This window comes from Geodermatophilus sp. SYSU D01186, from assembly GCF_054050215.1.
The window spans coordinates 1-14,398 of record NZ_JBJGYW010000062.1; the positions used below are offsets into that span (position 1 = coordinate 1).

15 protein-coding genes are annotated in these 14,398 nt (G+C 74.4%); 3 read left to right on the forward strand and 12 right to left on the reverse strand.

The window, feature by feature from the left end:
- The coding region (locus ACI784_RS24670) for a DUF732 domain-containing protein (RefSeq protein ID WP_457015266.1) at positions 1-435 on the forward strand (435 nt) is incomplete at its 5' end.
- 290 nt (positions 436-725) lie between these two features.
- Here ACI784_RS24670 and ACI784_RS24675 read toward each other — a convergent pair.
- The 12 genes from ACI784_RS24675 to ACI784_RS24730 all read right to left on the reverse strand — a co-directional run bounded on the left by ACI784_RS24675 (position 726) and on the right by ACI784_RS24730 (position 12,384).
- On the reverse strand, positions 726-3,215 hold the full coding sequence (locus ACI784_RS24675; RefSeq protein ID WP_457015267.1) for a LysM peptidoglycan-binding domain-containing protein: 2,490 nt from the start codon (positions 3,213-3,215) through the stop codon (positions 726-728).
- 701 nt (positions 3,216-3,916) lie between these two features.
- Complete coding sequence (locus ACI784_RS24680; protein WP_457015268.1) at positions 3,917-4,357, reverse strand: TadE/TadG family type IV pilus assembly protein; 441 nt, start codon at positions 4,355-4,357, stop codon at positions 3,917-3,919.
- Positions 4,354-4,767 (reverse strand): TadE/TadG family type IV pilus assembly protein, encoded by a 414-nt coding sequence (locus tag ACI784_RS24685; protein ID WP_457015269.1) that lies wholly within the window; start codon positions 4,765-4,767, stop codon positions 4,354-4,356. The genes ACI784_RS24680 and ACI784_RS24685 overlap by 4 nt, the downstream gene beginning before the upstream one ends.
- 8 nt (positions 4,768-4,775) lie before the next feature.
- Entirely contained in the window at positions 4,776-5,240 is a 465-nt protein-coding gene (locus tag ACI784_RS24690) for a TadE family protein (protein ID WP_457015270.1), read from the reverse strand.
- A gap of 7 nt (positions 5,241-5,247) precedes the next feature.
- Complete coding sequence (locus ACI784_RS24695) at positions 5,248-5,445, reverse strand: hypothetical protein (RefSeq protein ID WP_457015271.1); 198 nt, start codon at positions 5,443-5,445, stop codon at positions 5,248-5,250.
- A 30-nt stretch (positions 5,446-5,475) separates the two neighbouring features.
- Positions 5,476-6,390: a type II secretion system F family protein gene (locus ACI784_RS24700; RefSeq protein WP_457015272.1), complete on the reverse strand. Its 915-nt coding sequence runs from the start codon at positions 6,388-6,390 to the stop codon at positions 5,476-5,478.
- Positions 6,387-7,295 carry a type II secretion system F family protein gene (locus ACI784_RS24705; RefSeq protein WP_457015273.1) on the reverse strand — a complete coding sequence of 303 codons (909 nt, stop codon included), beginning with the start codon at positions 7,293-7,295 and terminating at the stop codon, positions 6,387-6,389. The genes ACI784_RS24700 and ACI784_RS24705 overlap by 4 nt, the downstream gene beginning before the upstream one ends.
- The gene (locus ACI784_RS24710; RefSeq protein ID WP_457015274.1) at positions 7,292-8,710 is read right to left on the reverse strand and encodes a CpaF family protein; all 1,419 of its coding nucleotides are present in this window, start codon (positions 8,708-8,710) and stop codon (positions 7,292-7,294) included. Before ACI784_RS24710 ends, ACI784_RS24705 begins: the two co-directional genes overlap by 4 nt.
- Entirely contained in the window at positions 8,700-9,512 is an 813-nt protein-coding gene (locus ACI784_RS24715) for a hypothetical protein (protein WP_457015275.1), read from the reverse strand. The genes ACI784_RS24710 and ACI784_RS24715 overlap by 11 nt, the downstream gene beginning before the upstream one ends.
- 17 nt (positions 9,513-9,529) lie before the next feature.
- Positions 9,530-10,141 carry an SAF domain-containing protein gene (locus ACI784_RS24720; RefSeq protein WP_457015276.1) on the reverse strand — a complete coding sequence of 204 codons (612 nt, stop codon included), beginning with the start codon at positions 10,139-10,141 and terminating at the stop codon, positions 9,530-9,532.
- Between the two features lie 74 nt (positions 10,142-10,215).
- A complete protein-coding gene (locus ACI784_RS24725; protein ID WP_457015277.1) occupies positions 10,216-11,133 on the reverse strand; it encodes an ATP/GTP-binding protein in 918 nt (305 codons plus the stop codon).
- A gap of 798 nt (positions 11,134-11,931) precedes the next feature.
- Positions 11,932-12,384 (reverse strand): helix-turn-helix domain-containing protein, encoded by a 453-nt coding sequence (locus ACI784_RS24730; RefSeq protein WP_457015278.1) that lies wholly within the window; start codon positions 12,382-12,384, stop codon positions 11,932-11,934.
- Positions 12,385-12,655: 271 nt separating this feature from the next.
- Here ACI784_RS24730 and ACI784_RS24735 point away from each other — a divergent pair, with 271 nt between their 5' ends.
- The gene (locus ACI784_RS24735) at positions 12,656-12,958 is read left to right on the forward strand and encodes a helix-turn-helix domain-containing protein (protein WP_457015279.1); all 303 of its coding nucleotides are present in this window, start codon (positions 12,656-12,658) and stop codon (positions 12,956-12,958) included.
- A 159-nt stretch (positions 12,959-13,117) separates the two neighbouring features.
- Positions 13,118-14,251, forward strand: a complete 1,134-nt coding sequence (locus tag ACI784_RS24740; protein WP_457015280.1) for a tyrosine-type recombinase/integrase — start codon at positions 13,118-13,120, stop codon at positions 14,249-14,251.
- Positions 14,252-14,398: the final 147 nt, after the last annotated feature.

Consider the following 14,398-nt stretch of genomic DNA (forward strand, 5'->3'; position numbering starts at 1 on the left):
GTTGCGCGCCTCCTCGCCGTAGATGGCGGTGGCCTAGAAGCCGATGAAGGACGCGATCGCGAACATGATGCTGATGCCGGGTGCGCCGGAGAAGAACTCCGACGGCGTGAACGACCGGACGTCTGCTCAGGCTCGACGCTGACGCCCCGGTGCGTCGTGGGAAGCGATGAGTACGAGACCGCTGAGCAGAAACGCAATGCGTGGGTCCAGTGGACTCGTGGGGAGGCGCCCTTCTTGGCCGCCCTTGGACGCGACGACCTCCTGCGCTACGCCGAGTCCGGCGAGGAGGCTGCGGAGCTGGGAGTGCTGGTGTGTACCTACATCACCGCAGGCGAGTCCGCGCAGGCCTCGGATCTGTTGGCGGCGTCGGGCTTCGAGGCAACGGATGCGGCCCTTTTCGTTGGAGCGGCGGCGTCGAAGATGTGCAGCGGCTGAGGGGAGTGACTGCCCACAACCTCCCGCTCGTCCTTGACCGACACTTTCCTTCTTGTGTCTGCTGTCCGCGTGGGCACGGGGATGACCACGTGCAGCCACGAGCCGGTCGGGCAGCATCGCGTCGATGAAGGGCTGGCTCGCGTCTATGCGCCGTCCCCAGCCGCGCAGCATCGGCTCGACCAGGTCGGCCAACTCGCCGACGCGGAGTCACCGGTGAGCAGGGGGGCCCTTTGCAGGGCCTGCCTCTTCGCCGCCCCCGACACATCCCCGTACCGTCGGTTCGCGCCCGATCATGACGCCCGATCCGAGTATTGCCGTCTGGCGCGATTGATGATCTCAGCGGTGCTCAGCGGCAGGTCCATCTCGTCGGCGCCGTCATGGACAACCACGATGCGAGCGATGTACATCTCGGCTTCGGCACGGTGCCCTTCGCGGTAGGCCACCCACACGGCGTCGAGCAGGACCTTCTCGTCGTCGGGGGCGACCAGCAGGGCGATGTCGCAGGCGGTCCGTGCGGCCTCCAGATCGTCGGCAAGTGCAGCGGTGACGACCTGATGGGCGACATCGCAGATGGCTGCGGCGAGTGTGAGGTCCAGTCCGTCCAGCCATTCGTATCCTGTGGGGCGTTGGGCGAACGGCGGCCCGGACACCAGTTCCAAGGCGGCCAGCAGATCCGGCATGCCGTCGTCACCGCGGACGCTGGCGCGGGCGCGGAGCTGGCGGAAGAGGTCGGCGTCGACGAGGACGTTGGTCAGCGTGTAGGGGCCGCGGTGGCCGGAGCTGAGGTGCTTCTCGCCGGTGATCGGGTCGGTGCCGAGCCAGGCGCGGGCGCCGGCGGTTATCCGGTGGACGTAGGCGCGGGCGCTGACCGGGTCGGTTCGTCCACCGCGGGCCGGCTGCAGGGCGGTGGCGGCTTCATCGACGGTTGCGCCGTGAGGGCGCGTGGCGAGATAGGCGACCGCCTCCTCGTAGCGGCGGCGCAGCCCGGACCGGGCGGCGGCCTGCTCGTCGCCGTGCGCGCGCAGGCTGACGGGGCCGAGCAGGGCAAGGCGGGGCCGTGCGCAGTCGGGATCCCACCAGTCGGCGAGGTCACGGTCGAGCTGCTCGAGATCGTCCTCGATCCGCTTCCGCAGCCCGGGCGTCCGGGTGCGGTCAACCGCCGCCGCATCCTCGCCCGCGGTGGGCGCGGCGAGCGCTGCCCGATCGACCGGCTGCGGCGCGCAGTCGAGGGCGGCCACCGACGAGCGGCGCCGGGGCGGCCGGGGTGCGGGGACGTGGTCGGGTGGCTCGCTCTCGTCGGGCAGAAGCACATCGCCGCGCAGGGCGCCGGCGGCGTCGGTGTGTACCTGCCAGGGCCGGTTGCCGTCGGCTGCGGGGATGAGTTGGTCTGCGGTGTCGCGCTCGAAGGCCAGCAGGGTTGCGATGTCGCGGGCCTGCTGGGCGGTCAGCTGCGGCGCCGGCAGCCGCACGTCCAGTGTGGGAAGGCTCAGATGCCCGTCCTCGGTGAGCGTGAGCAGCCACTCGTCGCTCTTCTGCGTCGACTCTGTGCCGAGGACGACGACGATCGGGCTGCGCTGCTTCCGGCTTTCCAACGTGGTGGCAGCCTCGGCCAGGTCATCGCCGTCGTCGGCCACGAGGGGGGCGAGGACGACGTGGGGCATCCAGCCGGTTCCGGTCGTCGCGTGCAGCCGCCCTTCCAGCGCGTTCTCGCCGTCGCGTTCGATGGCTTCCCCCAGCGCGGCCTGCAGGTCAGTGTCGGAGGGGCCGCCGACGGGACGGATCCGCTCCGGGGCGAGGTCGACCAGCTCCTGGCCGAACCCGACGGTGGTCACGGTGAGCAGGTCCGACCACGCGTTGACGCCGAGCTCGGCGGCCAGGTGCCGGGCAAAGTCCTCACACCGGTCGGCCGGTCCGGTCAGGCGCAGCACACCGACGCATTCCAGATCCAGCAGCCAGCGACGTCCGTCATCGGTGCCGATGGTGACCAGCGTCGGGTACGGCGCCAGGCGGGCACGGGCCACCTCGTCGATGCCCAGGTCCGCGTCCAGCTCGAGGGACCACCAGCGGCCCGTCTCGTCGGCGGTCCACGGGGCGGGCGGCGGTCGGTCCGTGGCGGTGTGCAGCCGCAGGTCCAGCCGCTGGCCGTCGAGCCGGGCGGCGACGACGTCGGGCAGCACCGCGTCGGGATCCCGGGAGACCAGCACCGCCAGGCCGCGCAGGGCCCGGTCGAGCGCGGCGTAGTCGGCCCGGCCGGCGTCGGCGGCGGTCACGGCCGTCTGCGTCGTCGACAGCGCGGCCGGCAGGGGCGCCAGCCTCCGCCCGGAACGGCGGCGACGCAGCCGTCGGCGGCGATGCGCGAGCCAGGCGGCGCCGACGCCGGCGGCGAGCAGGGCTCCGCTGCCGCTCAACACGGCCGCCAGCTCGGAGGGGGTCTCCTGATCGGCGTCGGCCTCTCCGGCGGCCGCGGCCGCGTCCGCATCGGACGGGCGCTCCGTCGTGGGCGGCGTCGGTTCCGTCGGCGGCGAGTCGGCGGGCGCGCCGGAGCCGTCCCCGTGCGGCGGCACCGGCGCCGGTGGCTCGGGTAGGGGCGGCGGGACCGGGGCTGGGGCCGACGGAGCGGGGACCGGCAGGTCGAGGACCTGGCCGGGGCGGATCAGGTCTGGGTCGGTGAACCGGCCGCCGCCGGGCACCGGCTCGCCAGCATTGAGGTCGAAGATCGGCTGCCAGCTGTCCAAACCGTGCTGCTCGGCGATGTCGACGAGGGTGTCCCCGGGCTGCACGACCACCTCGTCGGCGGCCGGCTCCGGGGCCGGGAGCGTGGCATCGGGCGGGAGGACGAGGATCCAGCCGGCGCGGACGAGTCCTGGGTCGGTGAGCGCGCCGCCGCCGGGCTGAGGACGGCCGCGGTTGAGGTCGAGGATCTCCTCGAAGCGGGCCCAGTCGCCCAGGTGGCGGGCGGCGATGCGGCCGAGGGTGTCGCGGGGCTGCACCGTGTAGGTGAGCCCGGCCGCGGCGGGCGGGGCCTGCTGGGCCTGCGGTGCCGGGGCGGGTGCCGGCGGAGCCTCCTCGGCCGGCTGCTCGGCGACGGGCGGTGAGCCGGCGAGTGCGGGAGCGACGAGCAGCGGCGCTCCGCCAGCGCCGACGACGGCGGCCACCAGCAGGCCGGCCAGCTGCTGGGGGGCCGCGAGTCCGGGCAGCCGGAGCGGCGGGCGGCCCCGCAGCTGAGTCGCGAGTTCCACGGCCACGGACAGGGCGAACACCGCCCATGCGGCCCAGCCGAGCACGACGAGGAGGCCGAGGAAGACCGCGCCGGTGTCCGGACCGCTCAGGGCTGCGGTGACCTGCGCCCAGGAGGGCAGCTGGTCGGGCAGATAGGCGCCACCTACCCACCACAGCGCGGCCGGCACGCCGACCACTCCGGTCGCGAGGAGCACGGCGGCGGACAGGCGGCGCAGCGGATCGAGGGTCCGCGGTGGCGCGGTCATGGGCCCGCTCCCCCGTTCTGGTCGGTGATGAGGTCGGCGGTGCCGGTGCCCTCCACGGTCAGGGAGGTGATGCCGATGAGGCCGAGGAAGGTGGTGGGCTCGGTGATCGTGGTGGTCACCCGCAGGGTGTCGCCGTCGACGACGGTCACGGCGCCGGTCACGTCGTTGCGGTCGAGGTAGTCCTGCGCCGCGGCGACCGCGGCGCCCGGGTCGACCTGCACCCGTCCGGCGAGGGCGGCGGGCACGTCGAGGGCCTGCCCGCCGGCGCGGGCGGCCTCGTCGGCGATCGCGTTGGCGCGCTGGGTGGCGGCCACCTGGGCGCCACCGTCGACGGCCAGGCCGATGATCAGCAGCAGGCCGGGAACCAGGACGGCGAGGAAGACGCCGATCGCCCCCCGCTCCGGGTGCGGCGGATGGAGGCCGTTTCGCGGGGTCATCGTTCGCGGTAGGCGTCGACGGGGCTGGTGAAGACGGCCTCGACGGTGACCGCACCGGGCAGGCCGGGGGCCAGCAGGTCGGCCATGCCGACGACGCAGGCGATGGTGACGGTGACGTCGCCGGGCCGGCCGGGCGGCGCGGCGAAGCCGGCGGTGTCGACGGCGACGGTGGTGGTTTGGCAGCGCAGGTCCTGCGCTGCCAGGGTCTGCTCCGCCTGCGCGCCGGCCAGGGCGGCGGCGGTGCCGGCGTCCCGGGCGAGGGAGGCCTCCCGGGCGGCGGCGCGGGCGGCCTCGGCGACGGCGCCCTCGGCGACCTGGGTGCGTCCGGCGAGGACGGCGAAGGACAGCAGCAGGAGCAGTGCCGGGGCGAGCAGCGCCAGCTCGACCGACACCGATCCGCGCTCCGTCACCTCCGGGCTCATGGGGAGGGCCGCTCGACGGGGCCGACGGCGGTCTGGCTCACCGACCAGCCGGACAGGCCGGGAAACAGGCTGAGCGAGGTGCCGGTGACGGTCACCGCGATGCTGGTCGGCGAGCCGCTCACGCTCACGTCCCGGCCGGTGAGCAGGTCGGAGGCAGTCTGGTCGAGGAAGCCCTCGGCGGCGGACGCGGCGCGCGCAGTCGAGGCGGGCTGCACCCGGCCCTCCCGGGCGCCCTCCTGCGCGGCCCCGAGCGCGACGGAGCGGGCGTAGAACCACAGCGCCGCCTGGATCAGCGTCATCACCAGCAGCAGCACCACGGGGAAGGCGACGGCCAGCTCCACCGACGCCGCGCCGCGCTCCCCCGACCGGCGCCGGGCCGCCCGACGACCGGCCGCGCCGCCGCGGGCGGGGCCGGGCCGGGGCGGCGGGGTGGGGCCGCGCGGGTGGGCGGGGCGGGTCACGGGGCGGCTACTGGATCTGAGCGGAGCGGGAGGTGACGGCGTTGGCGATCACCACGACCAGGGCGACGGCGATGCCGACCAGCGCCACGGTGATGATCACCTGCTCGACCGAGACCGAGCCCCGTTCCGGCTCCGCCCGGAGTCCGCGCAGCCGGTCGCGCAGCGCCGCGCCGAGGACGGTGAGGGTGGCGATCAGCGGTGTCATCGGGGTGTCCTTCCGGGTCGGGGCGTCGGGTCAGCCGGCCATCAGCCGGGCGAGGGCGGGATAGAGGAACAGCAGCAGGAACGCGATGGACAGCAGCGCCACCGGGGCGGTGAGCTTCTCGCTGGCGGTGTTGGCCGCCGCCTCCTCCTCGGCCAGCAGCTGCACCCGCAGCGAGGAGGCGCGGGCCCGCAGCGTGTGCGCGATCGCCGCCCCGTCCTGGGCGGCGACCACCGCGATGTCGGCGACGTCGGCCAGCTCCCCGACGCCGGTGTCGGCGGCCAGCCGGCGCAGCCCGTCCCACGGCGGGTCACCGCCGAGCCGGGCGGCCACCAGCGCGTCGGAGATCCGGCGGAACACCCAGCCCTCCCCCAGCGCGGCGGCCCGCTCCAGGGCGATGGTGGGCCCCTCGCTGGCGTCCCGGCGCAGGCTGACCAGGTCCAGGTAGGAGCACAGCGCCCGGCGCATCTGCCCGCGCGCCTCGGCGGCCTGATCCCGCACCACCAGGTCGACGACGAGAAACAGCACGCCGGCCAGCGCCAGCGACCCGAGCACCGGCACCACCACCGGAAGCCGCACGCCGGCCGCCCCGAGCACGGCGGTGAGCAGCGGCACGAACACCGCGCCGAACACGGCCACGCCGACCTTGCGGGCGGCGTAGCCCTCCGGCGTCCAGCCGATCAACGCCAGCGCCGAGGACGGCGCCCGCAGGCCGGCGGCGGCCAGCCGGGCCGCGGCCCAGGGGCCGGCGCGGCCGGCAGCCCGCGCCCACCGATCGCCGGACTGCGGCACCGTCACCGACGCGGGGACGGTCGATCGCCCGTCCAGGCGGGCCAGCGCGTCGGACAGCCGCGGCTGCTCGACCACAAGGGCCACGCGGACCAACAGGAAGGCGCCGAGCCCGAGCAGCGCGCCGCAGCCGATCAGCATCGCCTGGCCGCCGCTCACCGCGCCGCCACCCCCTCGGGCTCGGCGGCCGGCCGCCCGGTGCGGTCCCGGTCGACCAGGAAGCGGGGGGACGGCGCGGGCGCGGTGAGCCGGCGCATCCACAATAGGCAGCCGACCATCAGCCCGGCGATGGCGGCCAGCACCAGCTGCCCGACGGCGCTGCCGTAGGGCGTCAGATAGCCGCCGTTCAGCGCCGCCAGCCCGGCCGCCGCGACGGTGATCAGCAGCAGCCAGCGGGCGTTGGCGCGGGGCTTGGCGCGGTCGGCCTCGACCTTGCGGCGCATGGTCACCTCGTCGGTGAGGCTGTGCGCGAGCTCGGTCAGCACGCGCGCCAGCCCCGGCCCGCGCAGCTCGGCGCCCAGCAGCAGCGCGGCGACCACCAGGTCCCCGGCGGCGTCGTCCAGGTCGTCGGCGAAGGCCAGCAGCGCGCGGGACGTCGGCCAGCGGGCCTGCAGCCGGGCGGCGAGGGTCGCCACCTCGGCCTGGATCGGCTGGGGCGCGGTGCGCGCCGAGCGGATCAGGGTCTGCTCCAGGCCTCCGCCGGCGGCGAGCACGTCGGAGCTGCGGCGCACCCACTCCTGCAGCGCCTCAAGCCGCTCCACCGCGGCGTTGCCGGTGGAGAACTGCGCCAGCAGCCACGGCACGCCGACAACCGCTCCCCCGGCGAGCACACCGCCCACCGGCCATCCGGACGCCAGCCACACCGCGGCCGCCGCCACCGCAGCGGCGCCCCACAAGACCCGCTGCCGCCGCGCGGCCCGCGGATCGACGCGCGTCGAGGAAGCCGGCCTGCGGCGCGACGGCCGAACCGGCGCCTCCGCGGCGGTGAGGGCGTGGGCGGTCAGCAGCAGGCCGCCGACCAGCAGGGCCCCGCAGGCCGCGGCGAGCAGCACGCTGCCGCTCACCGCCGTCCTCCCGTCACGCCAACCCGTCGGCCGTGCCCGGACCGCAGCCAGTCTGGATCGAAGCCGACGCGCAGGTAGTCGGCCAGGTCCACCGGGTCGTGCTCGGGCACGGCGCGCCCGTCCGGCCCCGGGGCGAAGACCTCCGTGACCGCCGGGCGCCCGCCCTCGCCCATGCCGTTGCACTCGACGACCTGGCTGACGAACCGGTGCCGCTGCCCGCCGATCCACCGCTCGTCGACGGTGGTGAGGTGCACGACGAGGTCGATGGCCGAGGCGCAGGACCGGTAGGCGTGCTCCGGGGTCACCGCGGCGCGGCCGCGCATGCACAGGTTGGCCAGCCGCTCGAAGGCGTGGCGCGCCGAGCGGGCGTGCAGCGTGCAGGCCGAGCCGCCCTCCCCGGCCTCCATCACCTCGATCAGCGGCCAGGCCTCCTCGCCGCGGACCTCGCCCAACCACACCCGGGACACGTTCATCACCAGCGCCTGCTCGACCAGCTCGGTCAGCGTCACCTCGCCGAGACGGCGGCCGTCCGGGCCGCGCTCGCCGGTGCCCTCCCGGGCCTCGAAGGGCACCACCCGCGGATGCCGGTCGGGCAGCTCGTGCAGCAGCAGCTCAAAGTGCTTCTCGATGGTGGCCAGGTTCTCGCTCACCGGCAGCTCGTTGGCCAGGGCCCGCAGCAGCAGGGTCTTGCCGGCGCCCTGGCCGCCGGTGACCACGATGTTCTTGCGCGCCCGCACCGCGGCCCGCAGGAACTCCGCCAGCGGCCGGTCGATCGCCCGCAGGCCGACCAGGTCGTCGAGGTCGACGTTGCGGATCCGGTGTCGGCGGATCACCAGCTGCGGCCGCGGCACGGTCTCGATCACCGCGGCCAGCCGCGATCCGTCCGGCAGGCGCATGGTCAGCAGCGGGCTGGCCGTGGTCAGCGTCCGCTCGGCGCGGCCCAGCCGGGCGGCGATGTGCTGCAGCTGCCGGACCAGGTCCTCATCGGAATCGGCGATCGGCTCGGCCCGGACGTCGCGCCCGTCGGCGTAGCCGATCCAGACGTTGTCGAAGCCGTGCGCCTCGATGTTCTCCACCTGCGGGTCGTCCACGTGGGGCTGCAGCCGGCCCAGCCCGAACTGCGCGGCGAACACCGCCTCCGCGATCGCCAGCTCGTCGGCGGGCGTGGGGACCGCCTGCCCGGTGCGCAGCCGCTCCCGGACCAGCTCGTCGAGGCCGTCCTGGATGAGGGTGCGGGCCAGCTCCTGCTGGGCCGCGGCGCTCAGCGCCGGGCGGCGCTTGAGCTCCTCGGCCAGCGCGGTCGCCGTCGCCTCGTGCAGCCGGCGCACCAGCGCCCAGTCCACCGCGGCGGGTGACGCGTCCGCAGCTCGGGATGCGGCCGCGGCCGTTCCGTAGGCCGCGGGCTCAGCGACCACGGCCGCCCCCCACGGTCGTCGGAGCCGTTCGAGTCGTGGGCGGCGGGGTCAGTCGGCTCACCTGCGCCTCGGCCGACTCCACCAGCCGGACCGCAAGGGACCGAGCGGCCCGCAGCAGCGCCGACTGGCCGAACAGCCGGCCGGCCGGAGCCCCGTCGCTGAGCACCGCCGCCGCCCGGGGATGCCGCGGCAGCACGCCGACGACCGGCACGCCCAGCGCGTCGGCGATCTCCCGCTCGCCGTAGGGCTCCCCCGGCCCGACCACGACCGCCGCCACAGCTCCTGGGTGCGGGGCCATCCCCGTGCCCTCCTCGCGGAGTTCGGCGACAGCCTGCGCCGCCGCGCGCACCGCGCGGAGCGTCGAACCGGTCACCACCACCACGGCGGCGGCCCGACGGACGACGGCGTGCGGAAAGTGTTCGGCCCGCAGCCGCCCGCAATCGGCCAGCACGTCGACCGCGCCGTCGTCCACGGACGTGAGCTCGGCGGCCAGCCGCTCCCAGTCCACGTGCCGGGCGGTGGCCGGATCGGCCAGGCCGGGCAGCAGCCGTGCGCGGCCGGTCGGGTCCAGCTGCAGGAGGTGGGCGTCCAACTGCCCGGCTGTCCGGCCGCGCCGCGCGACGAACTCCAGGTCCGCTAGCCCGCCGGCGGTCAGCTGGGCCCTGCCGTAGCCGGCCAGCACGTCACCGCCCGCGGGATCCAGCTCGGCCAGCACCGCGCCGCGCGGCCAGGCCAGCGTCAGCGCCAGCCCGGTGGTGGTCACACCGGGGGCGCCCTTGGCCGAGCACAGCGCGATCAGCACGGCGGGCCGTCCCCCGCCTACTCGCCGGCCACCACGACGATGGCGATCAGGCCGGCGGCCGCGCGGGCCGCGACGTCCGGCCCGTCGGCGGCGTCGAGCAGCACATCCACCACCCGCAGCCCGTCGGTGCCCGGCGCGCCGGACCGCACGACCGTGGCGGCCACCGTGCGGGGCGGCGCCGCCGGGTCGGGCGCTGCCGCCCCGCCGCCGGCGGCCACCGGAACCAGCAGCACGTCATCGCCGGGCCGCAGGGGCGTCGCGGGGAGCTGGACGGCGGACACCCCGACGCCGACCAGCTGCTGGCCGGGCGGGGGCAGCGGCTGCTCGGTCAGCGCCTCGCGGGTGAGGAGCGACCCCGGGGTGAGGGTGGTGGCGGCGACCATGCCGATGACCCGGTCGCGGTCGCCGTACGGGATGGGGGCCAGCGCCGGATCGGCGGACACCCGCGCCTCCACGAGGTCGGCGGCGGTGATCTGCTGTCCCCAGGGCACCTCCCGCGCCACCGCGATCACCGGCGACGTCTGTCCCAGCGACGTGGCCAGGTAGGCGGCCCCCACGGCACCAAGGACCACCATCGCCACCGCCAGGGCCAGCAGCGCCGGACGACGGCGGCGACGCGGTGCTGGCAACGCCGGCGCCCGGGACAACCCGCTGGCCGCCGCCACAGGGCTCGGCGTGGCGGTCCTCGCTGAGGGTGTGGGAGTCATCGGCTGCCGCCGTCCTGGTTCAGGACGTGCAGCTCGCCGACGAACAGCTCCGCCGACGACGACAGCTCCAGCGTCTCCGTGCCCGACAGGCCGCCACCGGACCAGGTGATCGTCCAGGTGCTGGTCGCCGTGACCGGCCACGCGCCGCCCGACACGTGCCGGCTCGACGCCTGCGCATACACGTGACCGCAGTCCGGCGAGGCGCCCGCCGCTCCCGGCGAGTACGGCGTTCCGGCGCCACAGACGACCGTGGTGCCATCCCCCATGTCCCAGACGATGCGGCTCACCTCGCCGACGGCAGTTACCGTGACCGCACCGGCCGACACCGACTGCCGGGTGGGGCCGAGGAACTGCTCGCCGCGCTCGGTCCACATCCACACCGGCAGTCCGACCAGCCCGCTGGTCGAGCCCGGCGGCGGCGCCATCCGGATCTCCGGTGCCCGCATCACCAGGGAGGCGATCGCCTGCTCGGCCAAGACCCGTGGATCCACCGGGGGTGCCGGCGGAGCAGCCCCGTTCGCCACGTAGACGAGCAGCGTGCTCAGGCCCGGCCCGTCCGTCCGCGGACACTGCTGCACATACATCACGCCGTCGGCCGGAGATCGCCCCTCCCACAAAGCACTCGTGGCAGGCGGTTGTGGCTGGGCCACGGTGTAGGTGCACGGGTCCGGAGATGAGTTGGTGCCGCTGCTCTGCTCTCCGCGGGCTGTCTGCGTCTGGGCTTCGGCCGCGTTCGAGTCGCTAGAAGCGCCGCCGCCTCCCGGGGTCGACGCCCACAGCAGGCAGGCCCCTGTGCGCGGGTTGACCTTGGAGCACTCAACCGCTGGCTCGGCTGCGGCCGTGGTCGGAGATGCCATGCTGATGAACCCAGTCGCCGCGACCGCTGCGACCAGGCGCAGGCTGCGCTTCAGCACGGCCGGTCCGTCAATGGCTCGAGCGTGGTCACGAGCCACGGTTCTCCGGCCTCCGACAGAAACCGGACGACGGTGATGTCCCAGACGTACTTGGTCGGGGTCCCAGGGGGGACTATCTCGCCGGTCTCGATGTTGACCGTCTGAGCGCTCTGACTGTCGTAGCAGCCGATGAGTTTCACGGTTGGTCCCTCGGGCGAAGTCAGATCGACTCCGGCAACCCGTAGATCCACTGCAGAGTCACCCTGCTGCCGAAGCCCGAGAGTCGCGTAGTCCCGCACAGACTGGACCGTCAGAAGGGCCGCTGGATCTGCGGAGTACTGGCGGATCTCGGGCTCCCACTCTCGAGCGCCTGGGTCTCGACTGGCCGCATCGCTGACTCGAAGCAACTCCTCGAAAGTCCGGGTTGCGGCCGCAGCCGCCTCTTGCTCGGGAGTTGAAGCCTCCGACGTCCCAGATGGGGACGTCAGGGCGGACGAGGGCGAAGTCGTCGGGCTCGGCGACGACGTCTCTGGAGCGGCTTCGCCTCCCGTGCAGCCGGCGAGGAGCAGCAGCGCAAGAACAGCGCTGGCAGTCCACCGCCGCCTGGTCATCTCGAGTGCCCTCGCTGCTCGGTCCGCCAGCCACGATCCGACACGAGAGTGTTCGCCGCCGGTCGGCATACGAGGCCAAAGTTCACGGCGGCCCCCGTTACGCTCGACTCTGTCGTGCGGGCCATGGGTACCTCCCGGGCAGCGGTGGCGGGAAATTACCACCGGAGCCCGACAGGAGGGGAAGCTCGAATCTCCAGTAGTCCTCCGGTCAGCCGCTGGACGGCGACAAGGGCGCGTGGTCATTGCGCGAGCGCCGGATCGCTGCGCGCACTCGGTTGGCGTCTACCCGCAGGACTCCAGCGACGGCTGCGACGACGTCCGCCGTCGGTTCGGTGCCGGGGCGTCCGTCTTCCAGACGCACATATGTCATGACGGACATCCCGGGAGCAGTCACCTCGTTCGTGGCCAGTCCTGCGGCCAGTCGAAGAGCCGCCAAGGGCGGGTCGTCGGGATCGACATCGAGTAGATGTAAGGGATCAACGCCCAATGCGGCCGCCAGCCGGGGCACGTAACGAGGTCGCGGGCGCTCGAGTCCCGCCTCCCAAACCCGGATGCGGGTCGGACTGGAGAGCTCCAGTTCCGTGGCCAGCTCTTCCCTGGTCAGCCCCTTCGCCGCACGGGCAGCCTGCAGGCGGTCACCTCGAAGCAGCGGCCGCGCCACGGCAGTCCCCCATCACCCGTCAGGTGACACGCGCCCCGTGGCGCTGCACCCTAGTCCTCGGAGCCGGCCCTCCGGCATTTCTCCAGCAACCGGATGCCGACTGCCGGACGGTGAACGGCTCGCATTCGCGACTGCCGCTGCTGGCCCGCCACGCGACTGGTGAACGACGGAAGACTGCGGCTCCAAGCTCCGTGGCAAGACGGCGATGCCCGCCACGGAACGGGCCGCTGGAGGCGTTGGACGTGCGTGGCCGAGGAGCGGAGGAGACGAGATGGGTGATCCGGAGGCCCTGCGCGACGTCCTGGCCAGCACTCCCCTGCTGCTGACCCCGGAGGAGGCGGCGACGGCGCTCCGCATCGGTCGCACGACGGTGTACGCACTGATCAAGGCCGGCGAGCTTCGTCCGGTGCACATCGGCCGCAGCTGCCGCCTCCCGCGCACCGAGCTCGAGCGCTACGTCCGGGGCCTCGAGTCGCCCCCGGGCATCGCACCAACCCCGCTGGGGGCTGCGGACGCGGTACGACGTTCCCGACGAACGGCCGAGGCCACCCGTGGCCGGATGACCACCCAGTAGCGGGTCGGCTCGGGGCTGTGGACAGCGTCGCTCCGTCCACAACCCGTTGGGGTTCGGTCCGCATCAGGCGCGTGCGTGGTGGGGTCACCGGCGGCAGGAGGGACCGCCACTCGTGACTCGCGGGTGCGCGGGCGGACCCGACATCGCCGGAGGGGCGACGTGGCGCGACGCGCGAACGGCGAGGGATCGATCTTCAGGCGCAAGGACGGCACGTGGTCGGCCGAACTCAGTTACCGCGACGACTACGGCACCTTGAAGCGGCGGACCGTCTACGGGCGGACGCAGGCCGAGGTCCGCGCCAAGTTCCGGGAGGCACGCGAGCGGGTCGAGTCCGGAGCACCGGTCAGGGACGCCTCCATGACGCTGGCCGCATGGCTCGAGGACTGGATCTCCAAGTCGCTCGCCGCCAGCGGCCGCAAACAGGCCACAAAGGACCTCTACGCCACCCTCGCCCGCACCCACCTCGTGCCCACGGTCGGCACGTTGCCTCTCGGCCGGCTGCGCCCCTCCGACGTCGAAGCGCTCATCGTCACCAAGCGGGATGCCGGCCTGGCGGCGTCGACGATCCGGACCATCTACACCGTCCTGCGGTCCGCGCTGGACATCGCCGCCCGGGACGGCCTGATCCGCAGCAACCCCGCGGCTGCAGTGAAGCGCCCCGGCGTCGAGCGCAGGGACGCGCCCCACCTGACCGCGGAGCAGGCCCAGGCACTCCTCGAGGCGATCCGGGGCGACCGACTGGAGAGTCTCTTCCGGGTGCTGCTGGCCACCGGGCTTCGCCGCGGGGAGGCGCTGGGGCTGCACTGGTCCGACGTCGACCTCGATGCCGCGCTGCTGCGGGTCCGCTGGACCCTCGCCCGGACGTCGCAGGGGCTGCGGCTCGACGAGCCGAAGACCGACAAGTCCCGCCGGACCGTGCCCCTGCCCCGGTCGGCGATCGAGGCGCTCCGCACACAGCGGACCCGGCAGCTGGAGGAACAGCTCGCCGCCGCAGGTGCCTGGCAGGAGCACGGCCTGGTGTTCACCACCGAGATCGGCACACCGCTCGAGCCCCGCAACGTCCTGCGGCGCTTCGAGGTCCTCGCGGAGCAGGCCGGCCTCGCCGGCGTCACCCTGCACACCCTGCGGCACTCCGCCGCCAGCTTCCTGCTCGCGGCCGGAACCCACACCAAGGTCGTCCAGGAGCACCTCGGGCACTCGTCCTACGCCATCACCGCCGACATCTACAGCCACGTGGGCCCGGCGCAGCAGCGGGAGGCGGCCGAGCGGCTCGACCAGGCGCTCCGGTGGTGACCGTTTTGCTGTACTTCGGCCGCGTTGCTGTACGCGTTGCTGTAGTCGTGCAAGAGGCGGGGGGGGGGGGGGGGGGGGGGGCGCCCCCCCCCCCCCCCCCCGCAGCCGCCCGGGCACCCCTCGAAGAACAAACACAACCAAAAACCA

Coding starts and splice junctions, on each gene's coding strand:
- ACI784_RS24680 (WP_457015268.1), bottom strand. CDS start 4,357: ATGACCCCGCGAAACGGCCTCCATCCGCCGCACCCGGAGCGGGGGGCG.
- ACI784_RS24695 (WP_457015271.1), bottom strand. CDS start 5,445: ATGACACCGCTGATCGCCACCCTCACCGTCCTCGGCGCGGCGCTGCGC.
- ACI784_RS24735 (WP_457015279.1), top strand. CDS start 12,656: ATGGGTGATCCGGAGGCCCTGCGCGACGTCCTGGCCAGCACTCCCCTG.